1 protein-coding gene is annotated in these 438 nt (G+C 60.0%); it reads left to right on the top strand.

The window, feature by feature from the left end:
* Nucleotides 1–153 precede the first annotated feature (153 nt).
* Nucleotides 154–438: globin family protein (locus tag HOV91_RS41360; protein ID WP_217441624.1), on the top strand; the 285-nt coding region annotated here is incomplete at its 3' end.

Genomic DNA, 438 nt, shown 5'->3' with positions numbered 1-438 from the left:
CGCCCGGAACGCGTGGAGCGCATGAATGGCGTGCTGGCTCGATCCATTCTGCATCCGAAATCGCCTGGCAGACGTATATCAAACCAGCGCTGCGCAGCCCTTGAGATAAACCGCGCAGTGCCCGATCCATACCCTGCCAAAGGAGATTGACCCATGAAGCGAGCACTGCTACTGGTTTTGACCTTGACCACCGCGACCTTGAGTGCCTGCGGAGGGGGCGATGACACGCCCAAGGCGATGGCATCAACGGCGTCGACAGCACAATTTCCCCAAAATGCCGACATGTGGGCCGGGCTTGGTGGAGATGCCAGCGCACCGGCCGCCATTTCAAAGGTGGTCGACGATGCGGTGTCCGGACTGCTTGCGGACCCCAAAGAAGCACCGTACTTCGCAAACATCGGTAAGCCGGGACACGATACGGTCGGACGTCTCAAAGCC

It is taken from the genome of Nocardia barduliensis (assembly GCF_013315795.1).
In the GTDB taxonomy this organism is placed as follows: domain Bacteria; phylum Actinomycetota; class Actinomycetes; order Mycobacteriales; family Mycobacteriaceae; genus Nocardia; species Nocardia barduliensis.
This window is presented reverse-complemented; position numbering and strand designations above follow the sequence as displayed.